This is a genomic window from Microcoleus sp. Z1_A1, from assembly GCF_036700305.1.
GTDB lineage: Bacteria > Cyanobacteriota > Cyanobacteriia > Cyanobacteriales > Microcoleaceae > Microcoleus.
Genome location: NZ_JAUBOR010000057.1, coordinates 1 through 20,321, shown reverse-complemented (window position 1 = coordinate 20,321; position 20,321 = coordinate 1). Strand labels below are relative to the sequence as shown.

General features: G+C 45.2%; 9 protein-coding genes and 2 pseudogenes. 5 read left to right on the top strand and 6 right to left on the bottom strand.

The window, feature by feature from the left end:
- Nucleotides 1-2: 2 nt before the first annotated feature.
- From QT973_RS24195 to QT973_RS24185, 3 genes are all read right to left on the bottom strand, one after another.
- On the bottom strand, nt 3-1,334 hold the full coding sequence (locus QT973_RS24195; RefSeq protein ID WP_333234032.1) for a hypothetical protein: 1,332 nt from the start codon (nt 1,332-1,334) through the stop codon (nt 3-5).
- A 255-nt stretch (nt 1,335-1,589) separates the two neighbouring features.
- Nucleotides 1,590-2,252, bottom strand: a complete 663-nt coding sequence (locus QT973_RS24190; protein WP_333208276.1) for a (2Fe-2S) ferredoxin domain-containing protein — start codon at nt 2,250-2,252, stop codon at nt 1,590-1,592.
- A 73-nt stretch (nt 2,253-2,325) separates the two neighbouring features.
- Entirely contained in the window at nt 2,326-2,571 is a 246-nt protein-coding gene (locus tag QT973_RS24185) for an Asr1405/Asl0597 family protein (protein WP_333156175.1), read from the bottom strand.
- Nucleotides 2,572-2,926: 355 nt separating this feature from the next.
- Here QT973_RS24185 and QT973_RS24180 point away from each other — a divergent pair, with 355 nt between their 5' ends.
- On the top strand, nt 2,927-3,469 hold the full coding sequence (locus tag QT973_RS24180; protein ID WP_333208277.1) for a Dps family protein: 543 nt from the start codon (nt 2,927-2,929) through the stop codon (nt 3,467-3,469).
- Between the two features lie 147 nt (nt 3,470-3,616).
- Here QT973_RS24180 and chlP read toward each other — a convergent pair whose 3' ends face one another.
- Nucleotides 3,617-4,837 (bottom strand): geranylgeranyl reductase, encoded by a 1,221-nt coding sequence (gene chlP / locus QT973_RS24175; protein WP_333057710.1) that lies wholly within the window; start codon nt 4,835-4,837, stop codon nt 3,617-3,619.
- A gap of 551 nt (nt 4,838-5,388) precedes the next feature.
- Between chlP and QT973_RS24170 the strand changes: the two genes are divergently transcribed.
- Complete coding sequence (locus QT973_RS24170) at nt 5,389-5,781, top strand: hypothetical protein (protein ID WP_333057711.1); 393 nt, start codon at nt 5,389-5,391, stop codon at nt 5,779-5,781.
- Between the two features lie 79 nt (nt 5,782-5,860).
- On the opposite strand, the pseudogene QT973_RS24165 reads toward QT973_RS24170, so the two are convergent.
- Nucleotides 5,861-6,556: pseudogene (locus tag QT973_RS24165) on the bottom strand (IS1 family transposase); the annotation flags it as partial.
- 203 nt (nt 6,557-6,759) lie between these two features.
- Here QT973_RS24165 and QT973_RS24160 point away from each other — a divergent pair.
- From QT973_RS24160 to QT973_RS24150, 3 genes and pseudogenes are all read left to right on the top strand, one after another.
- Nucleotides 6,760-12,156: an AAA family ATPase gene (locus QT973_RS24160; RefSeq protein WP_333057712.1), complete on the top strand. Its 5,397-nt coding sequence runs from the start codon at nt 6,760-6,762 to the stop codon at nt 12,154-12,156.
- 224 nt (nt 12,157-12,380) lie between these two features.
- On the top strand, nt 12,381-18,248 hold the full coding sequence (locus QT973_RS24155) for a protein kinase domain-containing protein (protein WP_333392363.1): 5,868 nt from the start codon (nt 12,381-12,383) through the stop codon (nt 18,246-18,248).
- A gap of 133 nt (nt 18,249-18,381) precedes the next feature.
- Nucleotides 18,382-18,520 (top strand): annotated as a pseudogene (locus QT973_RS24150) (transposase); the annotation flags it as partial.
- A gap of 55 nt (nt 18,521-18,575) precedes the next feature.
- Here the strand turns inward: QT973_RS24150 and QT973_RS24145 are convergent.
- Nucleotides 18,576-19,595: a glycosyltransferase family 4 protein gene (locus QT973_RS24145; protein WP_333057714.1), complete on the bottom strand. Its 1,020-nt coding sequence runs from the start codon at nt 19,593-19,595 to the stop codon at nt 18,576-18,578.
- Nucleotides 19,596-20,321 lie beyond the last annotated feature (726 nt).

Sequence of the window (20,321 nt, the reverse complement as noted above, 5' to 3'; positions counted from 1 at the left end):
CGCTATCGAAAACTCGGCAATTCAATTTCAGCTAGCGATCGACGTTTTTTAGAAGCCCGCAGCGGACTGGCAATCAAGCTCAGCCAGTCTGGTTGGGCGACTGCTGTAGGTTTTGCCACACTCGATCGCACTTCTTGAATGCCAAAGGTTTCAACAGAGTTCAAAATTTGAAAAGCCCTAGCCAATTCTTGAGCCTCCTCTTTGGTAGCAGTTTCCGGTTCAGACTCAGCCATCGGCAGTTCAGGTTCCGCAACCAGTTCGGCCAACTCAGGTGCCGGCTCATCAGGTTGGTAGGTTTCGCTCTTGTGCAATTGAATGCCGGATACTTCGGCTAATTTGTTGAGTTCTAGAGGGGCTGGGGATTCAGGCTCGATCGCCTCAACAGCAGCAGCTACCTCTGGAAGCTCTTCTGATTCCGACCAAGGTTGGACAGGGGAAGCGTTGAAGGCTGGCGGCACCGGCATCTGAGAGCTTTTGACCGCCGCGAGCAAAGATTCTAATTGTGCGCTGGCGGTGTCGAGATTATTGTCAGGCGGCTCGATCCTCGGCGACTTTACCTGCGGCCTGTCCAAACTTCTTTCCAAGGCAGCTTTGAATTGCAGAGTGTGGCGCTGCTGGCGCTGCAAGCGGGCTCGCAATTCCCTGCAAATATTTTCTGTGGCTACTAACTGGTGTAACTGTTCGTTGTAGCGCTGCACAGTAGACGCACATTCTCGCTCAACAGTCGCTAGCCTGACTTGGCTGGTTGCCAACTGATTTCTTAAACTTTCGACTAAAATTTCTTGACTTTGGAGGGTTTGATGGGAAACTTCCACTTTGCCAAACAGCCGCGTCAATTGTTCTTGAGCATTTTCGAGTTCTGCAGTCCGCTGTTCTAGCAAAGTTTCGCGATTCTGCAAGGTTTTTTGGGACTCTTCGAGAGCTGTTTCTAGCTGGGCGATGCGCTGTAAAAGGTCGCGGTTGCATTCGTGCAGCGCTTGCATAAGGGTGACTGGGGTCGATCCTTTGCCCTTGGCCTGTTCGGCATTCCCAAGCATATTTTTTAGATTGTCTGAAATCGGGGGCGAGCCCGCCTCAGTCGGCTGTGTCGGAGATTGCGAATTTTTTGTTTCCGGTTTTGTGGGAATTGCATCTACGCTGATGGCGTTGGGAAAATCTACTGTTTGCCAGTCTTCTTCTGGCTGTTGGGGAACGGTTGCGGGAGTGTCTGTCTCATCGGGGGCGATCGGCTCAAAACCCCCAGTAGCAGCAAAATCTGAATGCAATGGTTCGGTATCGGATGGAACAGCAGGGTGCGGTTGGTGCTGATGGGCTCGAAGATCAGCTTCTGACATGGCTTTTTATCCCAATACTCACAGGGTCTCAGATACAGTCTATCCTTAGAGATTCTACAGAAGGAAGCCCCTAAGTGATAGTTTTGGCATTTTTCCGGTTTTTTGGGACAATAACCTCTGAATCGAGTTGCGCGATCGAACTACAACCAGAACTCACATTCAGGCGTAAGATGCGCCTGTAAGTTTTTCGCCCAGAGTCCTATCAAAATAATTTTTCCCGATCTCTAACGCACTGTTTCGGCATCCGGGCGATCCCTAAGCTTTAACAACTGCACAATGTTTGTCAATAATTGCTGGAACTTCTGCCGGTGCAATGCGGCTGTAGCGAGTTTTGTCCGGCATCACCACTATATTTGGGCCGGCTTTACACTGTTTGAGACATCCGGTTCCCTGTACTGTCACTTTGTCTTCTAAACCGCGCGCATTCAAAGCATTTTCTAAAGCTTTACAGACTCCTCCAGCGCCCCGCTTCTGGCAGTCTGATTTTTGACATACTAATATTTTGGTTTGGGTTTTTGCCGGAGCTTTTACAGTTTGAGCTGCTGTGGGAGAGGTTACTTGGGTTTTGCCGATCGCGCGATCGTCCGATGTCAATAACCCAATAGGTACATTGGTGGAGTCAAGGTGTTCGTGCGATCGATCATTTTGACCTTGAGCCAGCTTGAGGCTGCGAGCTTTAAGTTTTATTTTACCGTTTTTCAAATTGAGTTCTTTCTCACCTACAACTTGAACTCTCAACCCCGGTGTCAAAATAGGCGACAGAAATGCCCGCAATTCCTTGCAAAGTTTAACAAAATATTCTACTCCGCGATCGTTGCTAATTCGCAAATATTTAAGTTTACAGCCATCTTCAATAATCAGGGCGAGGATTTCTCCCTCTAAACTGAATTCAGAAACTTGCTTGCCAGACTTATACATTGTTATAACTCCTTTAAATCCGTTACATCCGTTACATCTTCTACATTGCTCGTTGCCGAACTTCCTTCTACCTTTACCCAATTTGCCAGCAGCATTCCAGCCACTGCACCAGTTCGCACCGAGGGGCACTGACTTGCCTCAACACGCTCATTAACTGAGCCGCTTGTTTAACAGTGTTGACTTTTGCCCGCAAAGGTTGGTCAACCGCACACCAGCAGGGAATTTCTAGTTCTTGCAAGCGTTTGTAAACTTGCCACCTATCTAGCCAACTAACTTGCACAATGTCACAAACTTCTAATTCTGGATCTGCTGGATTCATTTTTTAACAACAGTAATAATTTGCATTAATTTTTACCCTGACTGGTAGCGGGTAGAAGTTAAAAGCCAGATTTCAGCAGAACATCAAGGATTATCAAAAGCCCTTCCTGAAAAATTCTGCCTTTTGCCTTCTGCCTTCTGCCTTCAGAAGGTTCGCCCCCTTTTCAGGAAGCGTTCAGAACGAGGATCTTGTTCAAGCATAACCCAACTGCTAATAATTCTCAATAGGTTTACAAAAAAAAATTCCTACTCTATAAAATCTTCTACTATTGAGGCAGACTCTGCTTGACTGGTAAATTTACGGTGCTAGACTGACTCTATTGGCAACAAAACTGCCTATTGAGAGGAGAACACACATGACTGAGACTCAGAGTGCATTAAGACCGTTTGGCCACATAGCCGAAAACCCAGTTCTACTGGAACATTCAGTCACAGCACCGATTTGTGAAGGAATGAACGCGCTGCTGGCCAGTTTTCAGGCTCTATACCTGCAATATCAAAAACATCATTTTGTGGTGGAAGGGGCAGAATTCTACTCCTTGCACAAATTCTTTGAAGAAAGCTACGGAGAAGCTCAAGATAGCGTCCACGAGTTGGGCGAACGGTTAAACGGGTTGGGCGGCATACCAGCAGCTAGCTTTAGCAAGCTAGCTGAGTTGTGCTGTTTTGAGCCGGAAGCCGACGGCGTATATTCCTGCCGCCAAATGCTAGAACACGATTTAATTGCGGAGCAAGCTATCCTCGGTTTGCTGCGCCGTCAAGCAGGGCAAGCAGAAAGTTTGGGCGATCGAGCTACGCGCTACCTCTACGAAAAAATCCTGCTAAAAACAGAAGAGCGGGCTTATCACATTTCCCACTTCCTCGCCCCCGATACCTTAGTGCAGTTGAACTTGAACTAACAATTCTTCTTCTCCCTCTTCCTTAGCACACGTGGCACCGGCGTCTCGCCTGTGAATTTTGACAGTTCATTATCTTAGATCGAAAAAAAAGCGAGCAGTTTTGTGACTGCCCGCTTTTTTATACAAAGTGCGTTTATCCGCAGGGAATTAAGGCGCTAAAGCATTCCCGCGCAACAGACTACCAATGGTTTTCGCGGTAATCTTCATCTGCACGAAAGGATTAGCGGGTACCACTGTTTTATACAAGTAACTATCGAATGTGAGTTTCTGCACATCGCGATCGGCACACATTTCCACAAAAGCTTCGCGGGTAGCGTCGGAACGGTAGAACACGCGCTGCAAAATGTCAAGAACTTTGTAAGTAATGCCGTAGGCTTTATCCCACCGCTTCAGGTAAATCTTAATTTCCTCTTCAGTCGGAATGCGCGCGCCTTTATTGGAAATCTCCACAATAGTTTCGGCGCACATCCGGCCAGACTTGGCGGCAAAATAGATACCTTCGCCAGAAGACTTGGTAACGTAACCTGCAGCATCGCCTACGAGAGCAACTCGGCCGACAACCCGGCGGGGACGCGGATGTTCCGGGATGGGGTGAGCTTCCACTTTAATAATCTCACCGCCCATCAGTTTTTTGGCAGCGCGGGCGCGGATGCCTGCTTGCAGCTTTTTGATACTGGCTTGATTGACTTTCATCGTGCCGGTGCCGACGGCTACGTGGTCGTATTTGGGGAACACCCAAGCGTAGAAGTCGGTAGATACGTCATCGCCGACGTACATTTCGGCTAAGTCGTGGTAGTAAGCCATTTTATCTTCCGGCAGGCGGATGCGCTCTTGGAAGGCGATCGCATAATTGTAGTCGCCAGCGTCGATCGCCTTTGCTACGCGGGAGTTGGCGCCGTCAGCCCCGATTACCAAATCCACCTTCAGAGTTTTCTGAATTCCCATTGCACTGCCGTCGGAGTGGTCGGCATAGTGGAGAGTATAGGGGTCTGTATTATTGCCGGGAATTTCTAATTTGTGAACGGTGCCGTTAATTAGTTTTGCACCCAAGGAAGCGGCGCGATCGCGCATGAAGCCATCGAGCACTTCGCGGCGGCACATACCGATGTATTCGTGGGCGTTTTCAATATTGATGTCCACCTCGACGTTGGAGGGGGAGATCATTTTCATTTTTCTGACTTGGCGGTCAATAATACTTTGCGGCAAGTCAAATTCGCTGACCATGCACAGGGGAATCGCCCCACCGCAGGGTTTGGCGTTGTCTAATTTACGCTCGAATAGGTATGTTTCGATGCCTGCTTTTACCAATGTTTCGGCGGCGGAAGAACCCGCAGGGCCTGAACCTACTACTGCAACCCTTAGTGTCAAAGCTTTTCTCTCCAGTTTTTTTCTATAGGCATTACTCAGGTGTGATGGTATCACGGACTTGGGATGCGGTGGCGTGAAGCAGGGGAGATTTCAATGAAATGAAACAGAGCTTAACAGTTCGATACGAAAATCGGGTTTCCGGCAGTAGGTGCGATCGAATATCTTAAATCTTTCAGTGTAGATGAAGGTGGATGGACGGTGATGTGCGATCGAACATTTTGCACCCTCCGTCAAACCACTGTAGGGGCGGGTTCGCCAACCATCAGTGCCTAAAACTAATAATCTCGTAAACCCGCCCCGACCTCGCCGATCGCGGTTAATCAACCGGACTTGATATGATGTTCGATCGGGATACTCGGTGAGAACTGAGATGTTGCACCAATGTCAATTGGGGGTTTTTAGTGGGGTGGGGCGGGTTTATTTTAATTGTTGGTGAGAGTTAGAGATGGTTGGTGAACCCGCCCCTACTTTACCCGAATGGTGCAACATTTTACTTAGAAGCATTCCAATAAGTTACATTAAAGTTACTTGCAGTTATATCTAAAATTCTTATGCTCGGTAATTTTCAACAAAGCAACCTGCGGATTGAGCTTGAAGCTTCCGAAACAGCGATTAGAGACAGCTTGTTGCGTCCGAGTCAATTGCAGCAGTGGCTGTGGCCGCAGCAGTTGTCTAGCGGTTTGCCAGAAGAATTTGCTCAAGGTTTGACCTTTACAAGTTGGCTAGGCCCCGTGGCAGTTCAGCATCACGTTGATATTGTTGAGCACAATTGTCTGCGGCTGTTATTGAGTCAGGGAATTGACGGATTTCACGAGTGGTATTGGGGCGATGGTTGGGTGCAGTCTCGGTTGGAAGGAGTTTCGCTGCTGCCTCTGAATTTGGGGCAAACTGCTAGTTTACTTCGGCTGCGGGAGTTTGTAGCCGGGAAGGGTAAGCGGAAGTAGATCAATGACTCTCCAAAATCATGAGAACAAAGTCTGGTAGTCCTGCATACCAACGAAAAATCCTAAACATTTTTAGGGGTAAAGAAACTTTGTAATCATGGATAAAATACCAGAAGATACTCACATGATTGGATATCTTTATAGATAGATGAAAACAAAGTCTTTCTTGCCAAACGAGATATCCTTTGCTGAAGGGTGTTATTGAATCTTTCCATATCAGAAGTTTTGCCAGTATCTTCCCCCAGAGATTTGTGTCGCTGGGGATTTTTTTTTGAGCCTGCCCAAAAATCTGTATAATAGACGGCACATTGTCTGTCCACTACTGGGAGGGAATCCCAAAAACCTTTAGCACCCATTTCAACTCGACTTCCTATATACACCCCTAGAATTTCTTTGCTTAAGGCATCAATTGGCCCGCTCTTTCCAGTGCTTGTTCCCCTTATTTCCTAAAAACGACTACATTTCATCACATTGGATCGTTAGCTTGCCTGGTTTTTTTGACTTTACTTGAACTTTCCGGGGGACTCATGCTAATTGTTGAAAAACAAGTATTGGAACCAGCGGGGGGACACCCTCGTGAATTTGACAATCGCCACTCAAGATATTTTTTCTAATAAAAGCCGATCGCTCAATTTTTTGTTTCTTCTGAAATCCTTTGATGTCTGGGGTTTTAAACAAACTGCCTGTGACAATATATACATTCAAAATTTTGCTTAGCGCTGGGGGTGGGACAATTTTTAACGATGTTTGGATAACCGAAACGGTGACAATTCATGGAGTTGAGAATTAACAAGGCTTAGGTACGTCGCATGATAACTCCTTACCCTTACTATGCCAGACAACCTGAAAGCCACTTCGCTGCCGAAAAACTAAGAGTGTGTTATAAAAACATAATTTGTTCCTTTCTAAAGCGCTATTCTCGATACAACGAACCCGGTGTGTTTTGACTTCGCGTTAATTATTACAAGAAAAATAAATATGCTCTCCATTCCAGGCATTGCCGTCCAGAAGCTGCTTTACGAAAGTGCTAACTCTCTGGTTTACCGGGCCCTTCGGGAAGCGGATCGCCAACCGCTCATCCTCAAACTTCTCAAAGAGAGCTACCCGACACCTCAAGAATTGCTACGCTACCGCACCGAATACCGCATCACCAGAGAGCTGAAAGAGGCGGGAGTCGTGCAAGTTTATGACTTGCAAAAATACCAAAACAGCCTGGTGATTTTTGTGGAGGACTTTGGCGGGGAATCCTTGAAAATATGGATGCAGCAGCGAAAGTTTAGCCTCAAGGAATTTCTGCAAATTGCGATCGCTGCCACTGAAACTTTAGGGCAAATTCACAGCACCAATATTATACACAAAGATATTAACCCTTCTAATATAGTATTCAATCCAGCGACCGGACAGCTCAAAATTATCGACTTTGGCATTTCCACTCAGCTAACGCGAGAAATGCCAACCCTGAAAAACCCCAACATTTTAGAAGGAACCCTCGCTTACATCTCGCCGGAACAAACTGGTAGGATGAATCGCTCTATCGATTACCGCACTGACTTTTACTCACTCGGTGTCACCTTCTACGAATTGCTGACAGGAAAACTCCCTTTTGAAACAGAAGACGCTTTAGAGCTAGTTCACTGCCACATTGCCAGACAACCAGTTTCCCCGCACGAAATCGATCCACAAATTCCCCTAATTCTCTCGCAAATTGTCAGCAAGCTGATGGCAAAAAATGCGGAAAATCGCTATCAAACTGCATTGGGTCTTAAGCAGGACTTAGAAATCTGTCTGGTTCAATTACAAGAAACCGATAGCATAGAAGAATTTGACTTGGGAACGCTGGATCTTACAGACCATTTCCTGATTCCCGAAAAGTTATACGGCAGAGAAACTGAAGTTGATAATTTATTAAAAGCCTTTGAAAGAGTTCGTAATGCTAGTGCCGAAATGATGCTAGTAGCTGGCTTTTCTGGGATTGGTAAAACCGCAGTAGTTAATGAAGTTCACAAGCCGATCGCCCGACAGCGTGGCTATTTTATCAAAGGCAAATACGACCAATTTCAACGCAATATTCCCTTTAGTGCATTTGTGCAAGCATTTCGGGAATTGATGGGGCAATTATTATCAGAAAGTGACGCTCAGTTACACAGATGGAAAACCATGATTCTCACCGCAGTAGGCGAGAGTGGGCAAGTCTTGATTGACGTAATTCCTGAATTAGAACACATCATTGGCGCTCAACCTCCTGCACTAGAATTGTCCGGGAGTGCCGCCCAAAATCGCTTCAATCTGCTGATGCAGAAATTTGTGCAAGTATTTACCACCGCCGAACATCCCTTAGTGATGTTTCTGGACGATTTGCAGTGGGCAGATTCCGCATCTTTGAAGTTATTACAACTGTTGATGGAAGATACGGGCCATCTGTTAGTATTGGGTGCTTATCGGGATAATGAGGTATCACCGGCTCATCCGTTTATGTTGACTGTGGATGAGATTGTGAAGTCTGGGGCAGTGGTGAATACGATTACCCTGCAACCGTTGAGTTTAGCAGATCTAAATCAGTTGGTAGCAGATACGCTGATTTGCGATTTATCTTTAGCCGGGCCCCTGACAGAATTGGTTTATCAAAAAACTCAAGGAAATCCATTTTTCTCGACTCAATTCCTCAAAGCGTTGCATGAAGATGGTCAAATTATTTTTAACCCTCCTCAATCCCCCACCCCCCTTTCATCCCCCCTTACCAAGGGGGGACAGAGGGGGGTACAAGGGGGGTGGCAGTGCGATATTAATCAAGTTAAATTTGCCGACGCCTCGGATGTGGTGGAGTTTATGGCGGCGCAATTGCAAAAGTTGCCTGCCGAAACTCAGGATGCCCTCAAACTGGCGGCTTGCATTGGGGCGCAGTTTGATTTAGAGACATTGGCAATAGTCAGCGAAGAATTACCAGAACAAACGGAATCAACGCTGTGGAAAGCCTTGCAAGAAGGACTCATTTTAGTGCTTTCAGAAGGCTATAACTTCATTCAAGCAGATGCTCAATCCCCAAATCAGTCTGTTGCTAATCCCACTTATAAGTTTCTGCACGATCGCGTCCAGCAAGCGGCTTATTCATTGATTCCCGACGAGCAAAAACAAGCCACTCATCTGAAAATAGGACAGTTAGTGCTACAAAGTTCTTCTGAGATAGAAATCGAAGAAAAAATATTTGATATTGTGGGGCATTTAAATCAAGGAATTGAGTTAATCAATCAATTAAGTGAACGCTCAGCCTTAGCCCTACTCAACTTAGAAGCTGGACGTAAAGCTAGAAATTCTACCGCCTACGCTGCGGCTAATATCTATCTACAAACGGGAATTGAGTTACTGACAGCAAACTGCTGGCAAAGTCAATATGAATTGGCGCTAAATCTTTATGTTGCTGCTGCTGAAATTGCCTATTTGAATGGTGACTTTGATGGTATGGAACAGATGGCAGCACTGGTTTTGCAAGAAGCTCAAACAATTTTAGATCGAGTTAAAATTTACGAAATTAAAATTGCCGCTCAGACAGCTCAGAGCAAGGTGTTAGAAACGATCGCAGTAGCAAGAGAGGCACTCTTACAATTGGGGATTGAACTCCCTGCCGAACCTGATGAAGCCAAGATTGGCAAAGCGCTACAAGCCCTTGCGGCTCTCCTCGGCGGCAGAAAGATTGAGGAATTGGTTGATCTACCTGTGATGACAAATCCACAGACTCAGGCAGCTATGCAATTGTCTGGTATGTTGTTTCCACCCATTTTCCAGGGAATGCCCGGTTTGCTGCCCCTGCTGAGCTCCACGATGGTGAGTTTATCACTCTCCTTTGGAAATGCGCCCCCATCGACGGTGGGTTATGCGATGCACGGGATGGTTTTCTGTGCCTTTTTACAAGAGGTGGAAACGGGCTATGGCTTTGGGCAATTGGCACTTTCATTGCTGGATAGGTTGAATGTACCCGAATTAAAGTCCACAGTTCTACTTTTGTTTGGTGGCTGGATTCAGCATCGCCAAGAATCTCTTTTGGCAACGATACCGACGCTGAAAGAGGGCTATAGGTTTGGTATGGAAACCGGCGACTTTGTAGATGCTGGCTACAACATATATATTTGCTTTTATACTCATTTATTCGCTGGTGTAGAACTAGACACTTGGGAACAAGAAATAGCAGGTTACAGGGCTGTCATGGCGCAGTTGAAACAATATTCTGCTCAGATTTATTTGGATATGATTCAGCAGACGGTGCAAAACTTGAGGGACACCCATACTCGGCCGGATTTGTTAATAGGCTCTGCCTACGATGAAACGGTGATGATTCCCAAGCACTATCAGGATAATGAATTTACGGCGATCGCCTGTGCCTGCATCTTCAAACTGCTGCTTGCTTACTGCTATGGCAATTATACGGCTGCCCTAGACCATATTTCCCAAGTCAAACAGTATTTGATGGGAGTATCTGGATCGGCTTTTGTTCCCATTTTTCATTTTTATGCTGCCCTGACGCACCTGGCACTTTTTCCCACACAGCCAGCAATTGAGCAAACTGAAATTCTTGGCTTAGTGGAAACCCATCAAAGCACGCTGCAACAGTGGGCGCAAAATGCTCCGATGAATTATCTGCATAAATGGTATTTAGTGGAAGCAGAACGCTATCGAGTTTTGGGCAATAAAGCTGAGGCGATTGAAATGTACGATCGCGCAATTTCGGGAGCCAAAGAAAACAAATATGTTAATGACGAAGCCCTGGCAAACGAACTAGCAGCCAAATTCTACTCGGAATGGGGCAAAACAAAAGTTGCTCAAGCCTACATATTTGAGGCGTATTATTGTTATGTTGAATGGGGAGCCACTGCTAAGGTAACGGATTTAGAAACGCGATATCCTCACTTATTCGCGGTAACTCAACCGGGAAGGAAAAACACTCAAACTACCGTAGCAATGACAACGACTGGTTCGGGAAATCACCTAGATATTGCCGCAGTCATGAAGGCTTCTCAGGCGATTTCTGGAGAAATTATGCTAGATAAGCTACTGTCTAGCTTGATGAAAATTTTGATGGAAAATGCAGGGGCGCAACGAGGCTATCTAATTTTGTTAAGCCAGGGACAACTGTTCATTGAAGCTGAAGGAACCATCAATGAGGAACTCGTCACTGTGTTGCAGTCAATCCCCGTTGAAACCTGTCAAGAACTTTCTTCCGCAATTGTCAATTATGTGAGTCGCACTCAAGAAAGCGTGGTACTAGATGATGCTGCGCGATCGGGACAATTTACCAACGACGCCCACATCCGAAAGCATCAGCCCAAATCAATTTTATGTGTGCCACTGATTAACCAATCTCAAATCATTAGTATTGTTTACTTAGAAAATAATCTGACAGCGGGAGCTTTTACCCCTGAAAGAGTGGAACTATTAAAAGTATTATCTGGACAAGCAGCTATCTCGATTCAAAATTCTAAGCTTTATACAGAAGTACGCGAAAATGAAAGCAGGCTGGCTCAACTCAACAAAGCTTATGAGCGATTTATTCCCCATCAATTCCTCCAGTTTTTAAAGAAATCAAGCATTATTGATGTGGAATTGGGCGACCAAGTGCAGTTAGAAATGTCGGTGTTGTTTTCCGACATTCGCGACTTCACCACGCTTTCGGAAACTATGACGCCGGAGGATAATTTCAAATTTATAAATTCTTATCTTTCTCGCATGGAACCAGTCATTAATGAAAATCACGGGTTTATCGACAAATATATTGGCGATGCGATTATGGCGCTGTTTAGCGGCGAGGCGGATAATGCGGTGAAAGCGGGAATTGCTATGCTGCACCGTCTCGCTGAATACACTCAAAACCGCGCTAATTCGGGCTATGCGCCGATTCAGATTGGGATTGGGATTAATACGGGTTCTTTGATGCTGGGAACTGTGGGAGGACCAAATCGCATGGACGGGACGGTCATCAGCGATGCGGTGAATTTAGCTTCTCGTGTGGAAAGTTTGACAAAAAATTATGGGGTGTCGCTGTTAATTACGCAGCCCACTTATGGGCGCCTGAAAAATCCTTCCCAGTACGCAATCCGCACTCTCGATACGGTAAAAGTCAAGGGAAAATCTGAAGCTGTGACGATTTATGAGGTGTTTGATGCAGATTCACCAGAAATTAAACAGGCGAAGTTAGCTACGCTGGAATTGTTTGCAGAAGCTAGGGCACTTTACTCGGAAGGGAAGTTATTTGAAGCGGCGCGACTGTTTTCCGAGTGTTGGCGTCAGAATCAGGGCGATCGCGTTGCTAAAATTTACTGGGAACGCTGTGAGTCTGCATTGTTGACTCGCACAAAAATCAAAGACAGGCTACACAATTTACATTAAGCGGTTGCTATACCTGAAAATTACACCAAAAGTGCGATCGACTGTTGAGACACTCTACAAACTAGGCGATCGCGATCGGGGCTACCACAAAGTATTTGCAGGGTGCTACCGGAAAAACTAAACATTTGTTACAAAAACAAAAATTTTTCGTTTCTAACGCGCTATTGTATACAGAAAGCTGGTGCGTTTTGAGTTAGCTTTAATTTTTAGCAAAAAAAACCAATATGCTCTCGATTCCAGGCGTTGCCGTCCAGACACTTCTCTATGAAAGCGCCAACTCTCTGGTTTACCGGGCCATTCGGGAAGCAGATAAAGAGCCAATTATCCTCAAACTCCTCAAAGAAAGCTACCCCACACCTCAAGAATTGGTGCGCTACCGCACCGAATACCGCATCACCCAAGAGTTGAAAGAGGCGGGAGTCGTGCGAGTCTATGACTTGCAAAAATACCAAAATAGCCTCGTGATGTTTGTTGAGGACTTTGGCGGGGAATCCTTGACAATTTGGATGCAGCAGCGATCCTTTACTCTTGAAGAATTTTTACAAATTGCGATCGCCACAACTGAAATTTTAGGGCAAATTCACAGCGCCAACATCATCCACAAAGATATTAATCCCTCAAATATTGTTTACAACCCGGAAACAGAACAATTAAAAATTATTGATTTTGGCATATCCACTCAGCTAACGCGAGAAACGCCCACCCTGAAAAACCCCAACATTTTAGAAGGCACATTAGCGTATATTTCACCAGAACAAACGGGGAGAATGAATCGCACTCTCGATTACCGTACTGACTTTTACTCCCTCGGTGTCACCTTCTACGAATTGTTGACAGGAAAACTACCTTTCGAGACTGAAGATACTTTAGAACTTGTTCACTGCCACATTGCTAGACAGCCAGTTCCTCCGCACGAAATAGAGCCAAAAATTCCCCTAATTGTGTCTCAACTTGTCAGTAAACTGATGGCGAAGAACGCAGAAAACCGCTATCAAACAGCCGGGGGGCTAAAGCATGATTTAGAAATGTGTCTGCTTCAATTACAACAAACCGATAGCATAGAAGAATTTGACTTGGGAAAGCGAGATATTACAGACCGTTTCCTGATACCCGAAAAGTTATACGGCCGGGAAAGTGAAGTTGATAATCTATTAGCTGCTTTTGAACGGATTGCATCAAGACGATCGCCCCAGCCCCCCTTAATAAATGGGGCTTCATGTGACTCCGTTAGTAGGGGCGGTGCCCCCGTGCCCGCCCAGGGCGGGGGGGGATCGCATTTATCCGGCAGTGAAATGATGCTAGTAGCTGGATTTTCTGGGATTGGTAAAACCGCAGTAGTTAATGAAGTCCACAAGCCGATCGCCCGACAGCGTGGCTATTTTATCAAAGGCAAATACGACCAATTTCAACGAAATATTCCCTTTAGTGCATTTGTGCAAGCATTTCGGGAATTGATGGGGCAATTATTATCAGAAAGTGACGCTCAGTTACACAGATGGAAAACCATGATTCTCACCGCAGTAGGCGAGAGTGGGCAAGTCTTGATTGACGTAATTCCTGAATTAGAACACATCATTGGCGCTCAAAGTCCTGCACTAGAATTGTCCGGGAGTGCCGCCCAAAATCGCTTCAATCTGCTGATGCAGAAATTTGTGCAAGTATTTACCACCGCCGAACATCCATTAGTGATATTTTTGGACGATTTGCAGTGGGCAGATTCCGCATCTTTGAAGTTATTACAACTGTTGATGGAAGATACGGGCCATCTGTTAGTATTGGGTGCTTATCGGGATAATGAGGTATCACCGACTCATCCGTTTATGTTGACAGTGGATGAGATTGTGAAGTCTGGGGCAGTAGTGAATACGATTACCTTGCAACCGTTGAGTTTAGCAGATCTCAATCAGTTGGTAGCAGATACGCTGATTTGTAATTTATCCTTTGCCGGGCCATTGACAGAATTGGTTTATCAAAAAACCCAAGGTAATCCCTTTTTCTCGACTCAATTCCTCAAGTCGCTGTATGAAGATGGTCAAATTATCTTTGACCCCCCTGTGTCCCCCCTTACTAAGGGGGGAAGTAAAGGGGGGTGGCAGTGCGATATTGCTCAAGCTAGACTTACCCACGCCTCGGATGTGGTGGAGTTTATGGCGGCGCAATTGCAGAAGTTGCCGAAAGAAACTCAGAATGTTCTCAAGTTGGCGGCTTGCATTGGGGCACAGTTTGATTTAGAGACATTGGCAATAGTCAGCGAAGAATTACCCGAAGAAACGGAATCAGCACTCTGGAAAGCCTTGCAAGAAGGACTTATTATACTGATCAAAGAAGGCTATAACTTCCTTCAAACAGATGCTCAATCCCCTACTGAGTCTGTGGCTAACCCAATTTATAAGTTCCTGCACGATCGCGTCCAGCAAGCAGCTTATTCCCTAATACCCGAAAACAAAAAAAAAGCTACTCATCTCAAAATTGGACAGTTACTCCTACACAAATATTCGGACATAGAAAGAGAAGAAAAACTCTTTGATATTGTGGGGCATTTAAATCAAGGAATTGAGTTAATCAATCAATTAAGCGAACGAGAAGCCTTAGCCCTACTCAACTTAGAAGCGGGAGGTAAGGCCAGAAATTCTACCGCCTACGCAGCCGCAATGGTCTATCTGCAAACAGGGATTGATCTACTAACAGCCAACTGCTGGCTTCTTCAGTATGAATTGACCCTGAATCTCTATGTTGCTGCTACCGAAGCTGCCTATTTGAATGCTGACTTTGAGGGTATGGAACAGATGGCAGCATTGGTATTGCAAGAAGCTAAGACGATTTTAGACAAAATTAAAATTTACGAAATTCAAATCGCTACTCATGCAGCCCAGGGCAAGATGTTGGAGGCGATCGCAGTGGGTAGAGATGCACTCTTGCAATTAGGAGTTGAACTGCCTCCCGAACCTGACGAAGCTTTGATTAACAAAGCTCTACAAACCCTTGCCAGTCAACTCCAGGGAAGAAGGGTAGAAGAATTGATTAACCTGCCTGTGATGACCGATCTTCATACTCAGGCAACTATGCAACTGTTAGGAATGTTAATTTCACCCATTTACCAGGGACTGCCAGAATTACTACCACTGCTTAGCTCGACAATGGTGAGTTTATCGCTCTCTTTTGGAAATGCACCGGCATCAAGCGAGGGGTATGGAATTCACGGTATAGTGTTGTGTAGTTTTTTGAAACAAGTAGAAACTGGCTATGCCTTTGGCAAATTAGCACTCTCATTGCTCGAACACTTTAATATTCAGGAATTCAAGCCCGTCATTTTAGTTCTGTTTGGGGCCATGATTCAGCATCATCAGGAAGCTATGAGAGCAGCGATATCAACGCTGAAAGAGGGCTATACGGCTAGCATAGAAACTGGCGATTTTCTACACGCTGGCAACAACCTAGGTTTTTACTTTCATACCAACTTTTTCAGTGGGGTAGAACTGGATACCTGGGAACCCGAAATAGCAGCTTACAGTGCTGTCATGGCGCAGGTAAAGCAATATTCTGCTCAGGTTTATTTAGATATGACGCAGCAGATGGTGTTGAACTTGAGGGAAGACGGGATTCTGTCGGATTGCTTAATCGGCTCTGCCTACGATGAAACGGTGATGATTCCTAAACACCATGAGGTTAATGAATTCACGGCGATCGCTACTGCCTACATCTACAAACTGCTGCTTGCTTACTGCTATGGCAATTACACGGCTGCGATCGATTACATTGCTCAAGCCAAACAGTATTTAATGGCAGTATCGGGATTAGTTCTTGTTCCCATTTTCCATTTCTATGCAGCTCTGACACACTTGGCACTCTTCCCCACACAGCCAGCAATTGAGCAAACAGAAATTCTTGGCTTAGTAGAAATTGATCGAACCACCCTCGAAGAGTGGGCGCAAAATGCTCCGATGAATTATCTGCATAAATGGTATTTAGTTGAGGCAGAACGGCAACGGGTGTTGGGTAATAAAGCTGAGGCGATTGAAATGTACGATCGCGCCATCTCCCTCGCTAAAGAAAATCAATTTCTCAACGAAGAAGCCCTTGCCAACGAACTCGCAGCCAAATTTTACCTAGAATGGGATAAAGAAAAATTGGCTCAACTCTACATGATTGAGGCGTATTATTGTTATATCCAATGGGGATCTACTGCTAAAATAAAAGATTTAGAAAGGCGATACTCCCCCTTATTAAAACCTATTCAGGTGGGAACAAAAAACACTAAAGCTAGCGCAAAAGTTACGACCACTGGTTTGGCTACTAACTTAGATATAACCACAGTAATGAAAGCAGCAACCGCAATTTCAGGTGAAATTTTGCTGGATAAACTACTGTCTAACTTGATGAAAATTTTGATTGAGAATGCGGGGGCGCAAAGAGGATATCTCATTTTATCAAACCAGGCAAAGCTATTAGTTGAAGCTGAAGGATCCATAAACTCCGAACTCGTCACCGTGTTGCAGTCAATCCCCGTTGAAACCTGTCAAGAACTTTCCTCCGCAATTGTCAATTATGTGAGTCGTACTCAAGAAAGCGTGGTACTTGATGATGCTGTCCGAGAGGGACAATTTACCAACGACCCCTACATCCGAAAAAATCAGCCCAAATCAATTTTATGCGTGCCGCTGATTAACCAATCTCAAATTATTAGTATTGTTTACCTAGAAAATAACCTAACAGCCGGAGCTTTTACCCCTGAAAGAGTCGAACTATTAAAACTGTTATCGGGACAAGCGGCTATCTCGATTCAAAATTCTCAACTCTATACAGAAATCCGCGAAAGTGAAAACAGGCTGACTCAATTTTTAGAAGCAATTCCAGTCGGGGTGTCAGTGCTGGATGCTTCTGGCAAACCTTACTATAATAATCGTGTTGCTATTCAATTATTAGGTAAAGGAGTTATTCCTAACGTCACCAGCGAACAAATATCCGAGGTTTATCAAGTGTATAAAGCTGGTACAGATCGGGAATATTCCTCTGCTGAATTGCCGATTGTGCGGGCGTTGAGGGGCGAAAGTGCCACCGCTGAGGATATGGAAATCCACCAAGGCAACAAGATTATTCCGATTGAGGCTTGGGGTACTCCCATCTATGATGAAAAGGACAATATTTCTTATGCAATTGTAGCCTTTCAAGATATCACGGATCGCAAAAAAGCGGAAACAGAGCGAATCAGATTTACCGCTGAACTGTTTCTACTCAACAAAGCTTATGAGCGCTTCGTTCCCAATCAATTCCTCCAGTTTTTAGAGAAATCAAGCATTATTGATGTGGAATTGGGCGACCAAGTGCAGTTAGAAATGTCGGTGTTGTTTTCCGACATTCGCGACTTCACCACGCTTTCGGAAACTATGACGCCGGAGGATAATTTCAAATTTATAAATTCTTATCTTTCTCGCATGGAACCAGTCATTAATGAAAATCACGGGTTTATCGACAAATATATTGGCGATGCGATTATGGCGCTGTTTAGCGGCGAGGCGGATAATGCGGTGAAAGCGGGAATTGCTATGCTGCACCGCCTCGCTGAATACAATGAATACTGCGCTAACGCTGGCTGTGCGACGATTCAGATTGGGATTGGGATTAATACGGGTTCTTTGATGCTGGGAACTGTGGGAGGACCAAATCGCATGGACGGGACGGTCATCAGCGATGCGGTGAATTTAGCTTCTCGTGTGGAAAGTTTGACAAAAAATTATGGGGTGGCGCTGTTAATTACGCAGCCCACTTATGGGCGCCTGAAAAATCCTTCCCAGTACGCAATCCGCACTCTCGATACGGTAAAAGTCAAGGGAAAATCTGAAGCTGTGACGATTTATGAGGTGTTTGATGCAGATTCACCAGAAATTAAACAGGCGAAGTTAGCTACGCTGGAATTGTTTGCAGAAGCTAGGGCACTTTACTCGGAAGGGAAGTTCTTTGAAGCGGCGCGGCTTTTTGAAGAGTGTTGGCGTCAGAATCAGGGCGATCGCGTTGCTAAAATTTACTGGGAACGCTGTGAGTCTGCATTGTTGACTCGCACAAAAATCAAAGACAGGCTACACAATTTACATTAGACCTATTGCAAAATAATTTTATGTCATAGTCAAAAGTTTTACCCCTTTTCTATGGCTGGGTGCAATCTTAGCTCAACGCACTGCTCATTAGCCGATTCATTCCACCTATCACCTAAATTCGACTCAACCTTTAAGCCGTCGGTACGGGCAGGCTAGACACAAAAAACCCCACAAAGAAGCATTATGGAGTCCTAGTTATTTTGCTGTTTCTGCTGGAGGTGCGTAAGAAAGAAGTTTTGAAGGAGTATATCAGAAATCAAGAAAAGCCGGCCACAGAAGAAGGGGCTTGCATCCCATTTTTTTGGTCAGTCCTTTCCTATTTAGTTTTTATTTTGCCTGCATTTTTTGCCGAATCTGCTCTCCGCGCCTAGCAGCAACTTGTGGCCAAGTCAACTCCAAAGCTCGCTGGCGGGCGGCGGCTCCCATTTTAGCGCGCAAATCAGGAGAATTAGATAGTTGGCGCAGTCCCTCCACCCAGGCGTCAGTATCGTAGGGAGGAAGAATTATGCCGTCAATGCCATCACGCACAACACCGCCTCCTCCCATCGGTGAAGCCAGAATAGGCAAACCATGACCCATCGCTTCATAGATGACGAGTGGGCTACCTTCCTCGAGACTGGGTAAGGCAAAAAAGTCAGCTTGGCGATAGGCAGAACTGTAGTCCAAAGCATAATCAAAGTGAACTACATCAGAACGTTCCAGCAAATGGCTGCAAGTTTGAGCGATCGCCGGTTCGAGTCTGCCAAAAATAGTCAGCTTTCCCTTAATCCCAGCTCGCTCCCAAGCCTGCAACAGTAGGTGAACCCCTTTGCGGACGCAGGCAAAGCCTAGGAAAAGGACGTTAACTTCCTCTGAAGGCGGTTTTTGGAATTGATAATTGGGGAAACGCTCTGGCGACCAACCTTCAGTGGTTAACAGCAGTTTTTCTTCAGGAACTCCGGCGTCTTGAAACGATTTTACTACTGCCGGACTGGGACAAAACAGGAAGTCAACTAGCTTGAGTTTTTGCTCTTCGTTCTTAATTGTTTCTGGGGTAATTGTGTGTTGAGGTTGCAATTCCAAGCGAGAGTAAGCATCGTCAAGGATACTCTTAGCTTGCCTTTGACAAGTATTAACTCGCTCCAAAAAAATCGGCTTACTCTGCTTGTTAACGCTCTTTACAGTATCTACTGAGAGACCGGGCCACAAGTAGGCAACATCAAAATTTTTGATATCTTTGAGAAAACGCTTCTCTGCCTTAATTTTGGGAGCACTATGGCTGCTGTAATACAGTTTTTTCAGCAATGACGGAATTGCTTCAACTATATTTGAGTAGCGACAGGAGCTATCGCAACTCGGGACAACCATGCGAGCCTTCAGCTCAGGGTTTTGCCATTGTTTGCACACTGAAAAAAATACGTGGCTGATGGCTCGGTCATTGCAATGGATTGGGAATAAAGCACTCAGTTTTAACATGGGATTCATCTTGAGTTAAGTAAAGTTTTTTTACTTGTTTCTAAACACGGATATAGAATAATCCGGCTCGGTTTAGAGACCAGTCTCGTTTGATTGAAAAGTAGATTCGGCAGTCTGACAGTGGTTGTATGCTGATAAGATAACATTTAAGTGAATTCACTGACAAGACCCTGAACCAAAAATTATGTAATTTTACTGTAAAGAATGAAACAGGAGCATCCAAAACGCACTAATAATTTTTCCCATATGTTTGGCGTCCTACTAAATAGGGTTTTCCAAGCGTTTTAGATAACGTGGTGATTTAAATGGCTGCTACACATACTCTCATCCCGGCTCTTACGCACTAAGATAACCGACCGGGTATTAAGCCGGATTTGCTAAGTAATACCACATATAAAAACAGAATACGGAGAACCTCAACTTCGCGCCTAGTTGTCGGGACTCTAAAAGCGATCGGATTTTATGTTTAATTAAAGCGAGCTCCCAATCATTACCCAATACGCTTGGGTTAAGGAATGAGAATTAAATAACTTCCACAAGATTGTGGGATGGGCGTCCCGCCCGTCATGAGTGGACGGGCGGGACGCCCATCCCACAATAACAATTAAAATTGTAAGT